The sequence below is a fragment of the Stieleria tagensis genome, from assembly GCF_024129865.1.
GTDB lineage: Bacteria > Planctomycetota > Planctomycetia > Pirellulales > Pirellulaceae > Stieleria > Stieleria tagensis.
Window position 1 is genome coordinate 48511 of record NZ_JAMYFE010000027.1, and the last position, 16089, is coordinate 64599.

General features: G+C 56.4%; 12 protein-coding genes. 11 read left to right on the forward strand and 1 reads right to left on the reverse strand.

Translation table 11 applies throughout. The annotated features are described in order from the left end of the window. The first annotated feature begins 87 nt into the window (after nt 1-87). The 11 genes from NHH03_RS04830 to NHH03_RS04880 are packed head-to-tail and all read left to right on the forward strand — an operon-like array spanning nt 88 to nt 13268. On the forward strand, nt 88-1068 hold the full coding sequence (locus NHH03_RS04830) for an ABC transporter substrate-binding protein (protein ID WP_253154619.1): 981 nt from the start codon (nt 88-90) through the stop codon (nt 1066-1068). Further along, complete coding sequence (locus NHH03_RS04835) at nt 1065-2087, forward strand: FecCD family ABC transporter permease (protein WP_253154620.1); 1023 nt, start codon at nt 1065-1067, stop codon at nt 2085-2087. Before NHH03_RS04830 ends, NHH03_RS04835 begins: the two co-directional genes overlap by 4 nt. Next, a complete protein-coding gene (locus NHH03_RS04840) occupies nt 2084-2899 on the forward strand; it encodes an ABC transporter ATP-binding protein (RefSeq protein WP_253154621.1) in 816 nt (271 codons plus the stop codon). Before NHH03_RS04835 ends, NHH03_RS04840 begins: the two co-directional genes overlap by 4 nt. After that, nucleotides 2899-3894: an adenosylcobinamide-phosphate synthase CbiB gene (cbiB, locus tag NHH03_RS04845; protein WP_253154622.1), complete on the forward strand. Its 996-nt coding sequence runs from the start codon at nt 2899-2901 to the stop codon at nt 3892-3894. Before NHH03_RS04840 ends, cbiB begins: the two co-directional genes overlap by 1 nt. Further along, on the forward strand, nt 3894-5672 hold the full coding sequence (bluB, locus tag NHH03_RS04850) for a 5,6-dimethylbenzimidazole synthase (RefSeq protein WP_253154623.1): 1779 nt from the start codon (nt 3894-3896) through the stop codon (nt 5670-5672). The genes cbiB and bluB overlap by 1 nt, the downstream gene beginning before the upstream one ends. Beyond that, nucleotides 5669-6196, forward strand: coding sequence for a MotA/TolQ/ExbB proton channel family protein (locus NHH03_RS04855; protein ID WP_253154624.1), 528 nt, complete (start codon nt 5669-5671; stop codon nt 6194-6196). The genes bluB and NHH03_RS04855 overlap by 4 nt, the downstream gene beginning before the upstream one ends. Continuing rightward, on the forward strand, nt 6193-6528 hold the full coding sequence (locus tag NHH03_RS04860; protein WP_253154625.1) for a DUF2149 domain-containing protein: 336 nt from the start codon (nt 6193-6195) through the stop codon (nt 6526-6528). Before NHH03_RS04855 ends, NHH03_RS04860 begins: the two co-directional genes overlap by 4 nt. Then, a complete protein-coding gene (gene cobN / locus NHH03_RS04865; protein ID WP_253154626.1) occupies nt 6525-10790 on the forward strand; it encodes a cobaltochelatase subunit CobN in 4266 nt (1421 codons plus the stop codon). The genes NHH03_RS04860 and cobN overlap by 4 nt, the downstream gene beginning before the upstream one ends. Next, nucleotides 10787-11836, forward strand: coding sequence for a nicotinate-nucleotide--dimethylbenzimidazole phosphoribosyltransferase (cobT, locus tag NHH03_RS04870; RefSeq protein ID WP_253154627.1), 1050 nt, complete (start codon nt 10787-10789; stop codon nt 11834-11836). Before cobN ends, cobT begins: the two co-directional genes overlap by 4 nt. Next, entirely contained in the window at nt 11836-12648 is an 813-nt protein-coding gene (locus NHH03_RS04875) for an adenosylcobinamide-GDP ribazoletransferase (protein ID WP_253154628.1), read from the forward strand. The genes cobT and NHH03_RS04875 overlap by 1 nt, the downstream gene beginning before the upstream one ends. Beyond that, complete coding sequence (locus tag NHH03_RS04880) at nt 12645-13268, forward strand: histidine phosphatase family protein (RefSeq protein WP_261364091.1); 624 nt, start codon at nt 12645-12647, stop codon at nt 13266-13268. Before NHH03_RS04875 ends, NHH03_RS04880 begins: the two co-directional genes overlap by 4 nt. A 43-nt stretch (nt 13269-13311) precedes the next feature. On the opposite strand, the gene NHH03_RS04885 is transcribed toward NHH03_RS04880, so the two are convergent. After that, nucleotides 13312-15744: a Calx-beta domain-containing protein gene (locus tag NHH03_RS04885; RefSeq protein ID WP_253154630.1), complete on the reverse strand. Its 2433-nt coding sequence runs from the start codon at nt 15742-15744 to the stop codon at nt 13312-13314. Between the last annotated feature and the right edge of the window lie 345 nt (nt 15745-16089).

The window sequence follows — 16089 nt, forward strand, 5'->3', positions numbered from 1 at the left end:
TGGTCCCTGGTTTCTAGTTTGTTGCGGCGGTCTAGTCGCGAATGCGCGTGGGGACCGTGTGCTAGCGCACGGCGGCTGGTTGTTTTGGTGTGCATCGTGTTGGCGTTTGCCAGTGGCTGTGGACGGTCTGATTCGCTGCAAGGGGACAACGTTAGCGGTGCGAACCAATTGTTGTCAGACAAGAACGTTGTCATCTTGACGGATCGATTGGATCGCCAAGTGCGGATTGCGTCGCCGGCAACGCGGATCATTAGTTTGTCGCCGGCGACGACAGAATTGTTGTTTGCGTTGGATCTGGGACCAGCCGTTGTGGGCGCCACCAAACACTGTAATTTCCCTGCCGCCGCACTGACGATTCCGCGGGTCGGCAGCGGCACACTGGAGAGTATCAATCTGGAAGCGATCGTGGCTGCGAAGCCGGATTTGGTACTTTGTAAATGGGACACCCATCAGCCCTTGTTGCAGTCGTTGGAGCGGATGCAGATTCCCGCGCTGGCGATCGGACCACAAAGTTTGGACGAATTGTTTGAGGAAGCCGGGTGGATCGGTCAGCTGACCGGGCGAGAATCACAAGCCGATGCATTGGTCGCTGCGATGACGGCGCGCAGACAAAAATTGACCGGCATTGCCCAGCGGCTGCGCCCCGATCCGGCCGTCAAGGTGTTTTATGAAGTTTGGGACGATCCGTTGATGACCGCCGGTCCGGATTCATTCATTGACGAAATCATGTCCATGGCTGGGCTAGAAAACATCATCCAGGACACTACGATTCGCTTTCCGCGGATCAGCGCCGAAACGGTCCTGCGTGGCGATCCGGACCTGATCTTGGCACCGACGACTCATTTTCTGGATGTTGATATCGATGAAATACGAGCGCGGCCGGGTTGGGATTCCGTTACCGCGGTACAGCAAGGAAATATTCATTTAATTTCTGGCGATGAAATCTCCCGCTGTGGACCGCGTGTTTTGGATGCGCTCGCCGAAGTCATCTTGGCGGCCTACCCCCAGGCCGACGCAGATCAGATCCGCGAGAAATTGCCCGAAACTGATTTGACGGAGCGTCCATGAAAGCGATGCCTGTTCGGATCCTGATCGCTGCGGTGGTGATGTTTGTCATTGCGGTGCTTAGCAGTTTAGTCGGTGCGACCACCATTTCAGCAAGCGATCTGTTCTGGTCGATGCTGGGTGAATCGGTGCTGGATGAAACGGACCGAACGATCCTGTTTCAATTGCGACTGCCGCGATTGGTGGTGGCCGGTTTGGTCGGCGGTTCGCTAGCGGCAGCCGGTGTCGGGTTTCAAGGTTTGTTTCGCAACCCTTTGGCGGAACCCTATGTGATCGGTGCCTCAAGCGGCGCATCGTTGGGCGTGGCACTGGTGATCATCAGCGGTCTGCGAGCCTCGTTTTTTTCGATCGGTGCGACGACCTTGTTGGCAATGATCGGCGCGATTGCGGTGGTGATGATGGTGTTGGTGATCGGATCGTTGGCCCGTTCCCCGTCGACGATGTCATTGTTATTGGCTGGTGTGGTGATGAGCAGCATGGTCAATGCGATCGTATCGGCGCTGATGTTTCTGTACGATCAAAAAGCCGTTGTGATTCTGTCATGGCTGATGGGGTCGGTGGCCAACAGTCACTGGGGGACGGCATCGGTCGCCGCCGTCGTCGGTGGTAGCGGAGTGATCTTGATCGGGTTGTGCGCGCGACCGTTGGACGCATTTGCACTCGGCGACACCGCATCACAATCATTGGGGCTGGACCTGTCCACATTTCGCTGGTTGATCATTGCGGCGGCGAGTGTTGCGACCGCTGGGGCTGTTGCCGCATCTGGAGTGATCGGATTTGTCGGTTTGATCTCACCTCATATCGCCCGGATGTTCGTTGGTTCGCGGCATGCGGTTTTGATTCCGATGAGTGTGTTTGTGGGCGGTTCACTGATGTTGATTGCCGACGCGATCGCTCGGACGGTGATCGCACCTGCCGAATTGCCGGTGGGGATAGTGACCGCGATCCTAGGATGCCCGTTTTTTCTGTGGCTGTTGCTGCGGGACCGCCGCAGCGATTCCACGTTAGGGGCCAGCCAATGAGTACGTTATCGGCAAAATCATTGACGTTCGGATTCGATTCGAACCATGTCGTCCTCCGCGACCTATCGCTCAGTTTGCGGCGTGGTGAAGTGTTGGTGCTGTTGGGCGGCAACGGATCGGGAAAGACGACTTTGTTGCGAATGTTGGCTGGTCAGTTGTCGCCCGATTCAGGCAACGTTGTCTTGGATGATGTGCCGATTGATCAACTCTCCCGTCGTGAGATTGCAAAACGACTGGCAATGATGCCCCAGTCCGAACTCTGTGAAACCGCGTTCACGGTCCGCGAGATGGTCCGGCTCGGGCGTGCCGCGCATCGTGGTTGGTGGATGCCGCTGACGGACGAGGACGAACAAGCGGTAGAAGAAGCATTGGCGGCGACCGGGATGCAGAAACTGGCCGATCGCAACCTGACGACCTTGTCGGGTGGACAATGGCGACGATCGATTTTAGCGAGGTCATTGGCCCAGCAGGCATCGATTCTGTTGCTCGATGAACCGACCAATGGATTGGATTTGAAACACCAATACGATTGTTTGAGCCAGATTCGTGATCTGGTCAAACAGAAAAATTTGATCGCCGTTTTGGCGCTACATGATCTAAACCAAACAGCGATGTTTGCCGATCGAATCGCGTTGTTGTCCGGTCAAAAGGTGATGGCCATCGGCGACTGTTGGCAGGTGTTGACTGCCGAACGAATTGAACAAGCCTATGGCATTCAAGCCACGATCGTCGAGCATCCCGTGCATGGCACACCGCTGGTCGTTCCTGTTGGCCCGACCGTTCCCGATTTTGCTAGTCCGGAGCGGTCGTGATGGGGCTGTTTACAACAATCGTTGTCATCATTGTCGCGGTGGGAATCGATCTGGTCGTCGGTGAACCGCCGAATCGATTTCATCCTGTCGCCTGGATGGGATCTGTGATTGGTTGGGCAAGACGGGTGTGTCCAAAACGCGGTGAGTGGATGCGTTTTTTGTGGGGGGGCACGATTGTCGGCGTCGGCTGTGTGATCGTCGGTGGCATCGGGTGGGCGTTGGATGCATTGGGCGAATGGATCTTGGGCGAATGGGTTGGAAATCGCGGTCAGGTGACGCAAGTCGTGACTTGGATCGCGGTGGTGGGTGGTCAGGCGGTCGTGTTGAAATGTTGTTTTGGGATTCGCTCGTTGGATCGTGCGGCGCGGTCTGTGCTGTCGTGTTTGCAACGCCAGGACGACGCGGCGGCGCGGCAGCAATTGGGATACCACCTTGTCAGTCGCCAAGTCGATCTGTTGTCCGCTGCCGAAATCTCTGCGGCGACCATCGAATCCGTTTCCGAGAACACGTCGGATTCTGTCGTGGCACCGCTGTTTTTTTATGTTCTGGGTGGTCTGCCCGCCGCTTTGATCTACCGCTACGTCAACACCTGTGACGCGATGTTGGGGTATCGAACTACCGAATTGGAATGGCTGGGCAAGTGTGCGGCGCGCTGCGATGACCTATTGAATTGGATTCCCGCACGGATCACCGCGGGATTGATCATGATCGCCAGCCCGACCAGCGCCCTCTGTGCTTGGCGGACCTGGTGGCAAGATTCGCGGCGAACGACCAGTCCCAACGCCGGACATCCGATGAGCGCCGCCGCGGGTGCGTTGGGCGTCTGTTTACAGAAATCGGATCACTATCGCTTGGGGGCCCGTTTACGCGAGCCCTTGTCGATGGACATCGCGTCAATGTTGGCGCTGTTCGCAAGAACGGTGACCCTGGCGGTGTTGCTTGCCTGTGTGTCAAAAGCGTTGATCGGTTGGCTGGTCCTGCGAGGTACGATTTGATGCAGAATCGAAAGCGACAGGCAGAGGCGCATCATGGCGGTCTGGATTGGGGATTGTTACAAGTGCGTGGAATTGATCCATCAGAGGTGATCGATCTGAGTTCCAATCTGCTGTCTGTCGACCAACCGAAATCCGTCCGTGATGCAATCCTAGACGCGGCGGTTGCACCGTACCCGGATCGTGACTGCCACGCCTTGCGTGCTGCGTTGGCAAAGCGGGTGAATGTGGATGCAAACCGCATTCTTGCTGGTAACGGTTGCTGCGAATTGATTCATTTGGTCGCCGGTGCGTTTTTATCACCTCAGCAAAATCATCCGTCACGCTGTTTGGTTGTAGGGCCGACGTTCTCTGAATACGAGCGCGCGTCGCTGCTGTGTGGCGCAGTGGTCGACCGGGTCGAAGCGGTTGCCGAGGATGGTTTTGCTGTTCCGATTCAGCCCATCCAGGAAATGCTCCATCGTCGATCGCACCAAGTCATTTGGATTTGCAACCCCAACAATCCGACTGGATCGACAACGAGTCCTGGTTTGGTTCGCCGTTGGTTGGACAGCTATCCAGAAACCCTGTTTGTGGTTGATGAGTCTTACCTCGATTTTTGCCAGGGACTGGATTCGCTGGTCGCTGATGATCGAGACAATTTGGTCACGCTGCGTTCGATGACCAAGTCCTACGCCTTGGCCGGATTGCGGCTAGGGTATCTGACGACGAGCGAATCGCGTCTACAGACGCTAAAAGCCAGACGGGTTCCCTGGTCCGTCAACTCCGTCGTTCAATCGGTGGCTGTGGCGGCGCTAGAGTCACAGTCGCACTATGACGACGCGATGAAACGAATGATTGTCCAGCGAACGCGGCTGATCAATGAGTTCACGGATCGCGGTTTCAATCCATTGCCAACCGAAACCGGATTCTTTTTGCTGCCGGTGGAGGATTCGGCGGCACTGGTAGAGCGATTGCTGCAGTCTGGCGTTCTGGTGCGAGATTGTGAATCGTTCGGGCTGGAAAACTATGTCCGAATCGCGGTCGGTGATACCAATGCCAACGATCGATTGTTGGCTGCACTGGATGCACCATCGAATCAGTCAGTCGCTATTGGACGCGAGCCCGAGTTGACGCAGGACGTCGATCCCGTGAATCCAGTCGGCATTTCGAGTTGGAGTGATGCGTTCCGGGAACAGTTGTACGAACTGTTTCGAATGAGACGGGATGTGCGCCAGTTTTCCAGTCAAGCCATCGAGCATGCGGATCTGGCCCGTTGGATTGATGCCGCCTGTTTGGCGCCGTCGGTGGGTTTGTCCGAACCCTGGCGATTCGTGTCGGTCAATGATCCGGCGGTGCGTCAAAGGGTGGCGGCGGAGTTTGAGGCACAGAATCAGCTTGCGGCGGAGGTTTACGAGGATTCCGCCCGTGATCAATACCAGCAGTTAAAGTTGGCCGGTTTGCGTCAGGCCCCTGAGCATCTGGCGGTGTTTGTCCAATCCGATCCCCAACAGGGGCGTGGCTTGGGACGTCAAACGATGCCAGAAACGGTTGCCTATTCGGTCGTCGCCGCGATACAGAATTTTTGGTTGGCAGCGCGATGTGATGGTGTCGGAGTCGGCTGGGTATCGATCTTGCGCCCGCAGCAGATCGGGCAGCTATTACAGGTTCCGTCGGATTGGCAATTGATTGCCTATTTGTGCGTCGGCTATCCCCAGGATGCCAACGAATCGGTACCGGAATTGGAACGACGTGGTTGGCAGCAGCGGAGTCAAGACAATCAACATTGGATTGAACGATGAGTGTGAATGAGTTTCCGGTTTGGACCGGCGGAAGTTTTGGATCCATCGAACCGTTGCTGTTCGATTTGGCACAAGCATTTCAGTGGCCGATCACGGTGCTGGTGTTGTTGGTGTTTTTGTACGCCATCCTAAAGCTGGGGGGGTTCGTTGTCGAAGCGATCAGCCGTCAGCGGCGACCGAATCAAATCTTGGTCTTGCCGCAAAATGGATCGTTGACGATCGAATCGATGCAATTGCTGGTGCTGCGAGAACTGGAAGGATTGCGATTGTGCAGTCGGATCGCTCCGATGCTGGGGCTGGTGGCAACCATGATCCCGCTCGGTCCAGCTTTGGTCGCTGTGTCCAGTGGCGAAACCCAGTTGACGATGCAGGCGTTGGGGACAGCCTTTGCAGCGGTGATCGTTGCGTTGGTCGCCGCATCAATCTGTTTTTTGATTTACACCGTGCGCCGGCGTTGGCTGTTACAGGAACTGAACCAATGGTTGGCGTTGCAGCCAATCACGGGAGAGAGTGAAGTCCGATGATGCCAGGCAAATTGAATATTCTTGACGATGATGACAGCGATCCGATGCTGTCCTCGATCAACTTGGTGGACGTTTTTCTGGTCGCCATGGCGATCCTGATGATCGCGATGATGAATCATCCCATGAACGAACTCTCCCAAGGCGACTTTACGATGGTTCGCGATGCCGGCAAGCCGACGATGGAGATCGTTGTCAAGGAAGGAAAGAAACTCAGCCGGTTCCAGTCGACCGGTGTCTCGTCGGAAGGCAATGGCATGAAAGCCGGTACGGCCTATCGTTTGAACGATGGGTCAATGGTCTACGTCCCGCACGACGCAGAGGTCCAACCATGATTCGAAACAAGCAGGTCCGACAGGTGAATTTGAAAACAGACGCCGGCACTGGTTCTAAACAACGTACCGTGATGTTCCGATTCATGATGGGGTTGGTTTGCTGGCTGCCGGTCCAGACGGTGCTGGCCCAAGCGGACCTGGCAGCACCAGTCGTCGATGGCCCGCCAAAATCAAGTGCTGTTGTCGTCGTACACAGTTATCTAATCGCACCGGCCCGCGTCGAAAAACTGCGTCGGGCTGCCGAACAGACGGGACAGCCGATCGAATTTTTGGCGATGGAATCGACCGCCGCAGATACCTTGAATTCAGCGATTGCTGATTCAAAACTGGTGTTGATCGATGTGCCTCACCACAGCGTTGCCGATGCGATCATCAAGACAGCTGGTCAAGCTCTACAGTCCAGTGAAACACCCTATTTGTGGATCGGTGATCAAAAGGAAATCCGCCAAGGGATTGTGGTCAAGCCGGCTGAACTACTTAGCCAACGCGGCATTGCCCCGGATTGGGCGTCACGCGTCCGACAGTATTATCGCTACGGTGGCAAGACGAACACTTTGAATCTTGCACAGGCGTTGGCTGGCGAGATCCCGGCCGCTGACGACACCGACACGGTGACCGCAATGCCCGATCCGGTGCTGTTTCCCGAGCAGGGGTTTTATCACCCGGATTGGCCCAGGATCGAAACGGAACTCTCAGCGGTGACCGCGAACTTTGCGAGTCGCGGAAAGCCGATCGTGGCGATTGCGATCAACCGTGTGTTGATCTCCTCGGATGACACCGAGTGGGTTGATGCGATGATCGCTGCCCTGGCCGACCGAGATCTAGATAGCTATGCGTTTTATGGCCCACGTCAAAACAGTCAGCTCTACACCGAAATGACATGCCGCATCGACGATGCGGAAATCAAGCCGGTCGTCAATTTGATGATCAACGGCGCGCTCGTCTTCAGGCCTCAGCAACGCAAACTGGAATTGGACCAGATCGGTGTGCCGGTCTTGCAAACGTTGCCCGCGCTGAATGTCGATGCACAGCAATGGCAATCGAGTCGCGAGGGGCTGGCGGTGGAAGACATCTCGTACTACTACGCGTCCAGCGAGCTGGCTGGCATGGTTGATCCGATGCTGATTTCCGCCCGCGACCAGAAGACTCAGCTATTGCAGCCGATCACCGCGCAAATCGAAGCCGTTGCGGCGCGGGCACAAGCGATTTGTCAATTACAGCGCAAACCTGTGGATCAGCGACGGATCGCAATGGTCGTTTACAACTATCCGCAAGGCGAGAACAACTTTGGCGCCTCGTTTTTGAACGTTCCCAAGAGTCTGGACCGTTTGGTCGTCGCGCTCCAGGAATCCGGTTATACGACCGAGCCGATTGGTGCCGATGCGATCACGACCAAGACACAGACTGCTTTGCGGGGGCTGTACGATTCATTGGCGTTGATCGAGCAACAGCGTTCCGGCGCCGCCGAGTTCCTGTCGTTAGAGCGTTATCAAACTTGGTTTGATCAACTGCCGGAAGAAACTCAGAACCGGATCGTCGACTACTGGGGAACGCCGGAATCGATGGCGCTCGAAATCGACGGAAAGAAATCCGACGGAATCGGATTTGTGATTCCCGGCGTGCAACTCGGTAACGTGTTGGTGCTGCCACAACCGCTGCGACACGAGATCACCACGGCGACCGACGACGACCTGAGAAAGAAACGCATCAATCATCAATCGACCGTTCCACTAAGTCATACGTATTTGGCGACCTATCTGTATCTGCGAGAGCAGTGGCAGGCGGATGCAGTGGTGCATTTCGGGACGCATGGAACGCTCGAATGGGCTCCGGGCAAACAGCGTGCTCTGTCGATCTACGATGACCCACTGATGGCACTCGGTGATCTGCCGAACATCTATCCCTACATCATGGATAACTTGGGTGAAGCGACCACGGCCAAACGTCGTGGTCGGGCGACAATGATCAGTCACTTGACACCGATGTTCACCCCATCTGGTTTCCGTCCGGGCCTGCATGACATGCATGATCTGATGCACGATTGGGAAACCGTCAGCCCCGGCCCGGTTCGCCGCCAGATGGAAAAGCAGCTGGTCGAAAGTTTTGTCAGCCACCATTTGGATCGTGATCTGGATTGGACCGCCGAACAGATCGAATCCGATTTCGAAGGATTCATGGAAGTCCTGCACCCATTTTTGGATGACATCGCGCAAGCGGCTCAACCACAGGGGCTGGCTGTTCTTGGCCAAGTTCCCACCCCAGATCGCCGCTTTGGAATGGTGATGCAGATGCTGCGCAAACCGCTGATCGACGCTTTGGGTGAAGACATCGACGAAGTGTTTTTACTGGACGCCGAAAAGGTCACCAACTCTCGCCCGGCTCGGTGGCTGAGGATGGCGCTGGTCGACGCTGAATCCGCGAGTCAATTGGATTTGCGTCTGATCGATCAATTGGATACCAACAAGCACACGTCGGTTCCCAACCGTGCCCGTGACAAAACGTTGGATCCGAAACGGTTGTTGGCGCTCGCCAAACGGGCTCAGCAGCTGGATTCGATGCTCGCCGAAAACAACGAGATCGATGCAATTCTGCAGGCGCTCAATGGACGACATGTTCCGTCCAGCTACGGCGGCGATCCGGTGCGAAACCCCGAAAGTCTGCCCACCGGTCAAAATCTATACGGATTCGATCCCACGCGTGTCCCCACCGAACAGGCCTGGCAGATCGGCGCCGGCGTGCTGGAGGAATGGATTCAAACCTATCGAGATCGCCACGATGGAGATTTCCCACAGCAGATCGCTTTCACGATGTGGGCGGGCGAGACGATGCGGCATCAAGGTGTCATCGAATCACAAATCTTTCACGCCTTGGGAGTCCGTCCGCACTGGAATGATTCTGGCCGGATGACCGGATTTGATGTCGTTCCCAGCAACGAACTCGATCGTCCTCGCATCGATGTGCTGTTGAGTGTGACCGGATCGTATCGCGACCAGTTCCCGCATTTGATGCAATGGATCGATCAAGCCGTGGTGGCGGTGTCCCAGTTGGATGATCCAGTCGCCGATACACCGTCCGGTTCAGCATCACAGGCCAACTATGTTGCCGAACACGTGAATGCCCTCCGTGACGAATTGGAATCCGCCGGCGTTGCACCGGCCGATGCGGCACGCCAATCCACCGCACGCGTGTTTTCCAACGAACCTGGCGGCTATGGGACGGGTTTGAACGATGCGGCCTACGCCAGCGACTTGTGGGAGCGACAAAACCATGGCGGTGGTGATGCGGAAATGGCAGATCTATTCACCAGTCGCATGGGGTACGCCTATGGCGATGGACTGGAGGGTGTTGCCGCCAAATCATTGTTCGCCAAACAAATTGCCAGTGTCGATGCTGCCTTTCTATCGCGATCTTCGAACACGTACGGTGTGCTGACCAGCGATGACCCCTTCGCCTATTTGGGCGGTTTTTCGCTTGCCGCGCGAGCCGCCGGAGCCGACGCGCCGGAGTTGTATGTTCAGAACCTGCGCGACGAGTCGGAAGTGATCGTCGATAGCGCAGCCGGGTCGATCGCGAAAGAAATGCAAACGCGCTATCTGCACCCGCAGTGGATTCGATCACAGCAGGCTGAAGGATACAGCGGGACACTGCAAGTGCTGAAAGCAACCCAGTTCCTGTGGGGCTGGCAAGTCACCGCGCCGGAAACGATTCGTGAAGATCAATGGCAATCGATGATGGATGTTTATGTCAACGATGAATACGAACTTGGGACTCGTGAGTGGCTGCAGGAGGACAACCCGCAGGCACTGGCTCAGATTTTGGAGCGGATGGTGGACGCGGTGCGTTTGGACTATTGGCAGCCCGATCTGGAAACGCGTGAGAAATTGTTAGATTCCTATGACCAGATGATGCGTCAAAGCGAATTGATCGAAAGCAATCGCCAGGTCCAGCAATTCGTCAGTGTCCAATTGAAATCCAAGCCTGCGCTAAAGCCCGACCCCTCGGTGGCGAACAGTGCCGAGCTGCCAGTCGATCCAGTGACAGCGGCACCGAATGCGACACCGAGACAAACAACGACACCGAGTGCTGATGCGCCCGAGTTTGTCCGTGGCCAAGAGATGCGGCCGGTATCACAGCCGGATGTTGTGGGCCAGCAACCGCAACGGCGAACATTGATGGCGGTTGTGATCTTGGGCTGCGTGCTGCTGATGGGTGGATTCCTACAATATCGGCGCCTTTCCAAAAGCCAGGGGCAGCAATCATGAGAGAATTCTCTGAGGCCGCCGAGCCGTGGGATGTCGAAGCGATGCAACAACGGCTTGATGGATTGTGCAAACCGCCCGGCAGCTTGGGGATGATCGAATCGATCGCCGCCCGGCTGTGCATGACCCAACGCACGTGTCGGCCGAAAACGCGACCGCGCCATGTCACCGTGTTTGCGGCCGACCATGGCGTGACTTGCGAAGGCGTCACCGCGTGGCCGAGTTCGGTGACGGGGGCGGTGGTCAATCTGATGCAGCAAGGACGAACTGCCAGCGGAGTCTTTGCCGGATCACTCGGGTGCAGCTATGAAGTGGTCGACGTTGGATTGTTGTCGCCATGCGGGTCGACCGGTGGTCGGTTGGTCGATCGATCCGGTCGGCGTGGAACGGGAAACCTGATGCGCGAACCGGCGATGGACGAAGCAGAATTCAGCCATGCCTGGCAGGCCGGGGTTGAGCGTGCGCAGATCGCTTGTGATGCGGGCAATCAGATTTTGATGGGCGGCGAAATGGGAATCGGCAACACCACGTCGGCCAGCTGTTTGATTGCGCTTTTGTGTGACAACGAATTGGTTGCTACCGAGTCAGTCGAAACGTTGGTGGGACCTGGTGCTGGGATCGACGATCAACAATTGCAGCACAAGCGCCAAGTGGTGCGAGCCGCGGTCGATCGCGTCCGCGGGCTTGGGATTCAATCACCTGACCAGCTCGCTTGTCAGGTCGGAGGATTCGAGATCGTGGCGCTTGCCGGGTTTTTTCAGCACGCCGCCCAGCGGGGCAGGACGGTCGTCGTCGATGGATTGATCGCGACCGCAGCTGCACTGTTGGCCCAGCGGATGCACCCGGGAACCTCGGATCAAATGATCGCCGGCCACCGCTCGACCGAACCGGGGCAAACCGCGGCGCTTGCGAGTTTAGACTTGGTGCCGGTGTTGGATCTACAGATGCGACTGGGCGAAGCGACAGGCGCGTTGGCTGCGCTGCCACTGATCGACTTGGCGGCGGCAATGATCAACGACATGGCAACCTTGGACGAACTGGAGTTGTGATGAATCCTTCAGCGGCGGACACGCCTCGCGCCGAAAGGAATCTGTGCAGAACCCTGGCGGTCGCGATCCAATTCTTGACGCGGGTTCCGATGCCGGGACTCTCTGGGATCACAGCCGATCAATATAGAGAGCTATTGCGCCGCGCAGTGATTTTCTTTCCGATCGTCGGCGGACTGGTGGGTTGTTGGACGGCGGCATTGTTTGTGGGTGGCCTGTGGATCGGATTCACGCCCTTGGTCGCAGCCTTGATTTCACTCGGCGCGGAAGCTTTGTTGACCGGGGCTTTTCATGAAGATGCGTTGGCGGATACCTGCGATGCATTGGGCGGCGGATGGACTCGCGATCAAGTGTTGGAAATCATGAAAGACAGCCGATTGGGAACCTACGGCTCGGTCGGATTGATCATCGGTGTCGGTACGCGGGCCGCTGCGATGGCAGCCATCGGCGCAGCGAACATGATGACCGCGGCGATTGTGATCGTGGCTGCGGCAAGTTTGGGACGCGCTGCGATTGTGCTGATGATGGCCACCACGGATCCGATCCAAGATCGCAATTCACAAGCCAAAGACATCTCTGGCAGTCAAACGATCAAGCGTGCACTCACCGCGGCGTTGATCAGTTTGCCGTTTTGGATCATGTGGCCTGTGACGTTGCCGGTTGTGGCTGGATGTTCGCTGTTGGCAAGTTTGCTGGTACTGGTTTGGTTTCGCCGCAAAATCATTCAGCGGGTCGGCGGCACAACCGGCGACCTGCTCGGTTGCAGCGGGTTTTTGATTCAAGGTGTGATTTTGGTTGGTGCGTCGGCACAATGAGTGATTCGATCGAGATTTTGTTGGTCCGCCACGGTGAGATCGATCCGAGAATGAAAAAGATCTGCTACGGGGCGATGGACATCGATCTGAGCGACCAGGGACGTCTGGATTCGCAGCGCGTTGCTCAGCAGATTCTCACGTCCGTTGCTCCACAAGCGATCTTTCACAGCGGGCTGTCGCGGACGCGTTACATGGCTGACCAAATCGCTCGACTTGGGCCAGACCCGTTGCCCGTCATCGATGACATGCGATTGCGCGAACGCAACTATGGTCGCTGGCAAGGACTCAGCTGGGATGACGCCTACGCCAGTGATCCAGAGAACTTTGACGGTCTGATTGAGCGACCCGATAGCTACCGTCCGCCCGGCGGAGAAACGACGACAGAGATGCAAGACCGCATGGTCGACTGGCTGGACGATCTTGTCACACGGTCCAGCGGCGACCAACCTGGGCCGATCATCGCGGTGTCACACAGCGGGCCAATCGCCGCCATGGCTGGCAAACTACTGAATCTGCCCCCGACTCAGTGGGGCCCCTGGATGGTCGCTCCGCTGGCCACGATCCACCTGGTTGGCCGTCGGCACCTCAGTACCGTTTCATGGGAGGTCAGGAAACGGTAGTGACCGACGAAGGATGGTGCTCGCTAGAGAAATGCGTTGAAACTTATTTCTCGCAGACGATCGTTGCGATCAGCGCGTCGAGTCCTCTGACCCGAGACAGTTCGCTGTCGTCTTGTGAGTCCGAATCAGCGATTGATTGACTCGTCAATCGATGCACTCTGTCCAACACGGTTGGATTGAGAACGGTCTGTCCGTTGGGTTTCAGACGGGAGATGAGTTCAGCTCGGGCGTCTTGCCCGATGACAAGACCGTCCTCTGCGTGACCACTGCGATGAGATTGTTGTGATCCGGCACCATCTTTCCATAGGACCGAAAAGAAAGCCGAAAATTGAATCGTGTCATCGCTGACAAAAATAAGGTCGCCCCCAGAAGGTGCTTTTGCGTCATTGCCCTTCTTTCCTTTTCCATTGCCTCGGCCCTTTTCATCGTCCTGGTTGTTTACTTGGACATCGTCGACCGGTAGACCAGCGTAGGATGGATCGGCACTTTGTGCGTTCGAGAGTGCGATTGTGTAATCAACATTGCCATCACGATCGCTGTCATCGACTGGAATCACGATGACTGATTGCGGCTGGTCCCAATTGTCTGAGGTGAATCGCAATAGCCCGGTGCTCACCAATCCCTCGGTGGCGTCGAGCGATGTCACAGAAATCGTAACTTCGGCCGACGGGCGGGAATCAAGCACGACTGAAAAGGAATCCGAGTTGCCATTTTCCCGCGTGGTCAGACCGCTGGTCGGCGAGACTGAGATGCCAGGCGCAACGATCACATCATCGTTGACAATGACACCCTCCGCGGTTGATCCTGTGATCACCGTGGTTTCCGTCGCACCGGATAGGCTGACTGCGAAACGCTCGTCAAATTCGACTTCCGTATCGCCCGCCACATCGACCAAGATTGTTTTCGAGACTTCACCTGGGCCGAACGAGACTGAGCCACTTGGGTAATCGCCAATCGCGAAGTCTTGACGATCGGCAGGGTGCTGACCGACTCCGGCAACTGTATAGTCCAGCGTTGTTGATCGCGTTGTATTTCCCGATCGGCTGACGACAAAAGAGTGTGTGCGAGATCCCGAATTTCCTTCGACCAAATTCGCGTTTTGCGCCGAAACAGCCACGAACTCCGTATCCGTGGGAACGACGCTGCCGCTAATGAAATACTGCCCCAGGCTGGCGTAGTCGCTATACCCATCGGTTGCCGGATTGCCGTTGCCTGTTCCACTGATATGCAAGAAATATTGACCGGCGGTCGCCGCCAGTTGAATTCCCGCCGACAACGTCTCGATTGGATTGGAACTGGCAACTAGTTGGCTGGATGCGTCGTAGAGTTCTAGCAGGACATCCAGATTGGGGCCGCGATCAAGCGGCGAAACGTCAATTTGAATTGATCCGCTGTCGGTCGAAAACGCAAACACGTCGACATCATTTGATCGTTCAATAATCCCCCAATCGCTGATGACGTCGTTGACGGTCGCGAGAGGTGATGCGTTTGCATCAACGCTACCGTGGTCGTCGGTGCGATATGAGAAGCCATTGTTGCTGGTGATAATCGCCAAGTCGTCTTGTGATTGACTGGCGGCTGAATATTCACCCCGACTCCACTGGGTCACGTTTTGATAGTAACTACTGCCCATGATCGGAGCCCAACCGGTTTCACCGCTCCCCTGCCCCTTGAAGTACTCTTCCGACGGACTGGTTCGGCCATCATGGCTCAGTCCCAAAGCATGCCCCACTTCATGGCTGATCGCTTCCGCTGTGTATTTCTCGTTGCCATTACCTAGTTGGGCTTCGAACACAAATGCCGGGCTATCGTAGGACCAATTGAAGGATCCGACATAGGCGACGCCGCCGGCGGCAGAGCCCCACCAATCGCTGCTGCTGCCTCCGATGACAGCTCGGGTGCCCCATTGTGTATCCGACGACCCGCTTTTGACCAACGCACCGACGCCGGGATCCTCAGTCGTGACGTCGACATCAAACGGGATGAAGTCTTCGGCCACTCGCTCCCAGATCCATTGAATTCGCTGGAGTTCTCCATCGCTGAAGGAACTGGCGTCACCGTCAAAATCATAGGCCGGAGTGACAATATCGGCTCCCCCGTTGTAGTTGCTGTTCCAGATCGTTCCAGACGTGACATGGCCGTCAAAGTCTAAGTAGATGGTCTTACTGGCACCCGGATTGCTGTGTAGTGCAAACGTTTCTGACAATGAGGCCGGGGTTTCGGTGGAAAGTCTGTCCTCCGGATTGACTGGATCCGCAGCCTGGTTGGGCAATGCGGTCATCGCGTGCAGTTCATAGGCGTCAGTGAAGTGGGGCTTGGTTTCGATCGGGGCTTCCGCGTCACCGTAGACGAGCGGGTTAGCACTCATCACCACCCGCTGTTCCATCACTTCCATTTTCAGATTGCGACGACGCCCAACTCTGGCCGCGGAGGTACGTCGGACAATGCGAGCAGATCGAGAGAAAGACAGCGGCATAACGCAATTCCGTGACAAGGAAAAAGTGGGAAAGTGAAAAGTCGCCGGAGATCCGGCTTCCAGCCAGAATCAGTCGGATCTGGACCCCCGAAAAGCCACTCCGGCAGCCGGCATGTGTAGCACCACGACCGGCAGGATTCGAGATGGATTGGGCAAGTTGGGGCAAAGAAATAGACATTACTGACGACTTGGGTTTGGACGCGATACTAGTGACGCATCTTGTTGCTGGGAGATGACTTAAGTCAGCGCGGTCGGACGCGGCTGACTGTCTCACGAGAGGGGGTGCCTGGTATTGCAGCCTCACCATCACCGGTATCGAACGAGAAGGGAAATTGCTGGGTGAAG

What these genes read in the sequence shown, in the direction of transcription:
- NHH03_RS04835 (WP_253154620.1), top strand. Translation starts at nt 1,065, where the DNA reads ATGAAAGCGATGCCTGTTCGGATCCTGATCGCTGCGGTGGTGATGTTT.
- NHH03_RS04840 (WP_253154621.1), top strand. Translation starts at nt 2,084, where the DNA reads ATGAGTACGTTATCGGCAAAATCATTGACGTTCGGATTCGATTCGAAC.
- cbiB (WP_253154622.1), top strand. Translation starts at nt 2,899, where the DNA reads ATGGGGCTGTTTACAACAATCGTTGTCATCATTGTCGCGGTGGGAATC.
- bluB (WP_253154623.1), top strand. Translation starts at nt 3,894, where the DNA reads ATGCAGAATCGAAAGCGACAGGCAGAGGCGCATCATGGCGGTCTGGAT.
- NHH03_RS04855 (WP_253154624.1), top strand. Translation starts at nt 5,669, where the DNA reads ATGAGTGTGAATGAGTTTCCGGTTTGGACCGGCGGAAGTTTTGGATCC.
- NHH03_RS04860 (WP_253154625.1), top strand. Translation starts at nt 6,193, where the DNA reads ATGATGCCAGGCAAATTGAATATTCTTGACGATGATGACAGCGATCCG.
- cobN (WP_253154626.1), top strand. Translation starts at nt 6,525, where the DNA reads ATGATTCGAAACAAGCAGGTCCGACAGGTGAATTTGAAAACAGACGCC.
- cobT (WP_253154627.1), top strand. Translation starts at nt 10,787, where the DNA reads ATGAGAGAATTCTCTGAGGCCGCCGAGCCGTGGGATGTCGAAGCGATG.
- NHH03_RS04875 (WP_253154628.1), top strand. Translation starts at nt 11,836, where the DNA reads ATGAATCCTTCAGCGGCGGACACGCCTCGCGCCGAAAGGAATCTGTGC.
- NHH03_RS04880 (WP_261364091.1), top strand. Translation starts at nt 12,645, where the DNA reads ATGAGTGATTCGATCGAGATTTTGTTGGTCCGCCACGGTGAGATCGAT.
- NHH03_RS04885 (WP_253154630.1), bottom strand. Translation starts at nt 15,744, where the DNA reads ATGCCGCTGTCTTTCTCTCGATCTGCTCGCATTGTCCGACGTACCTCC.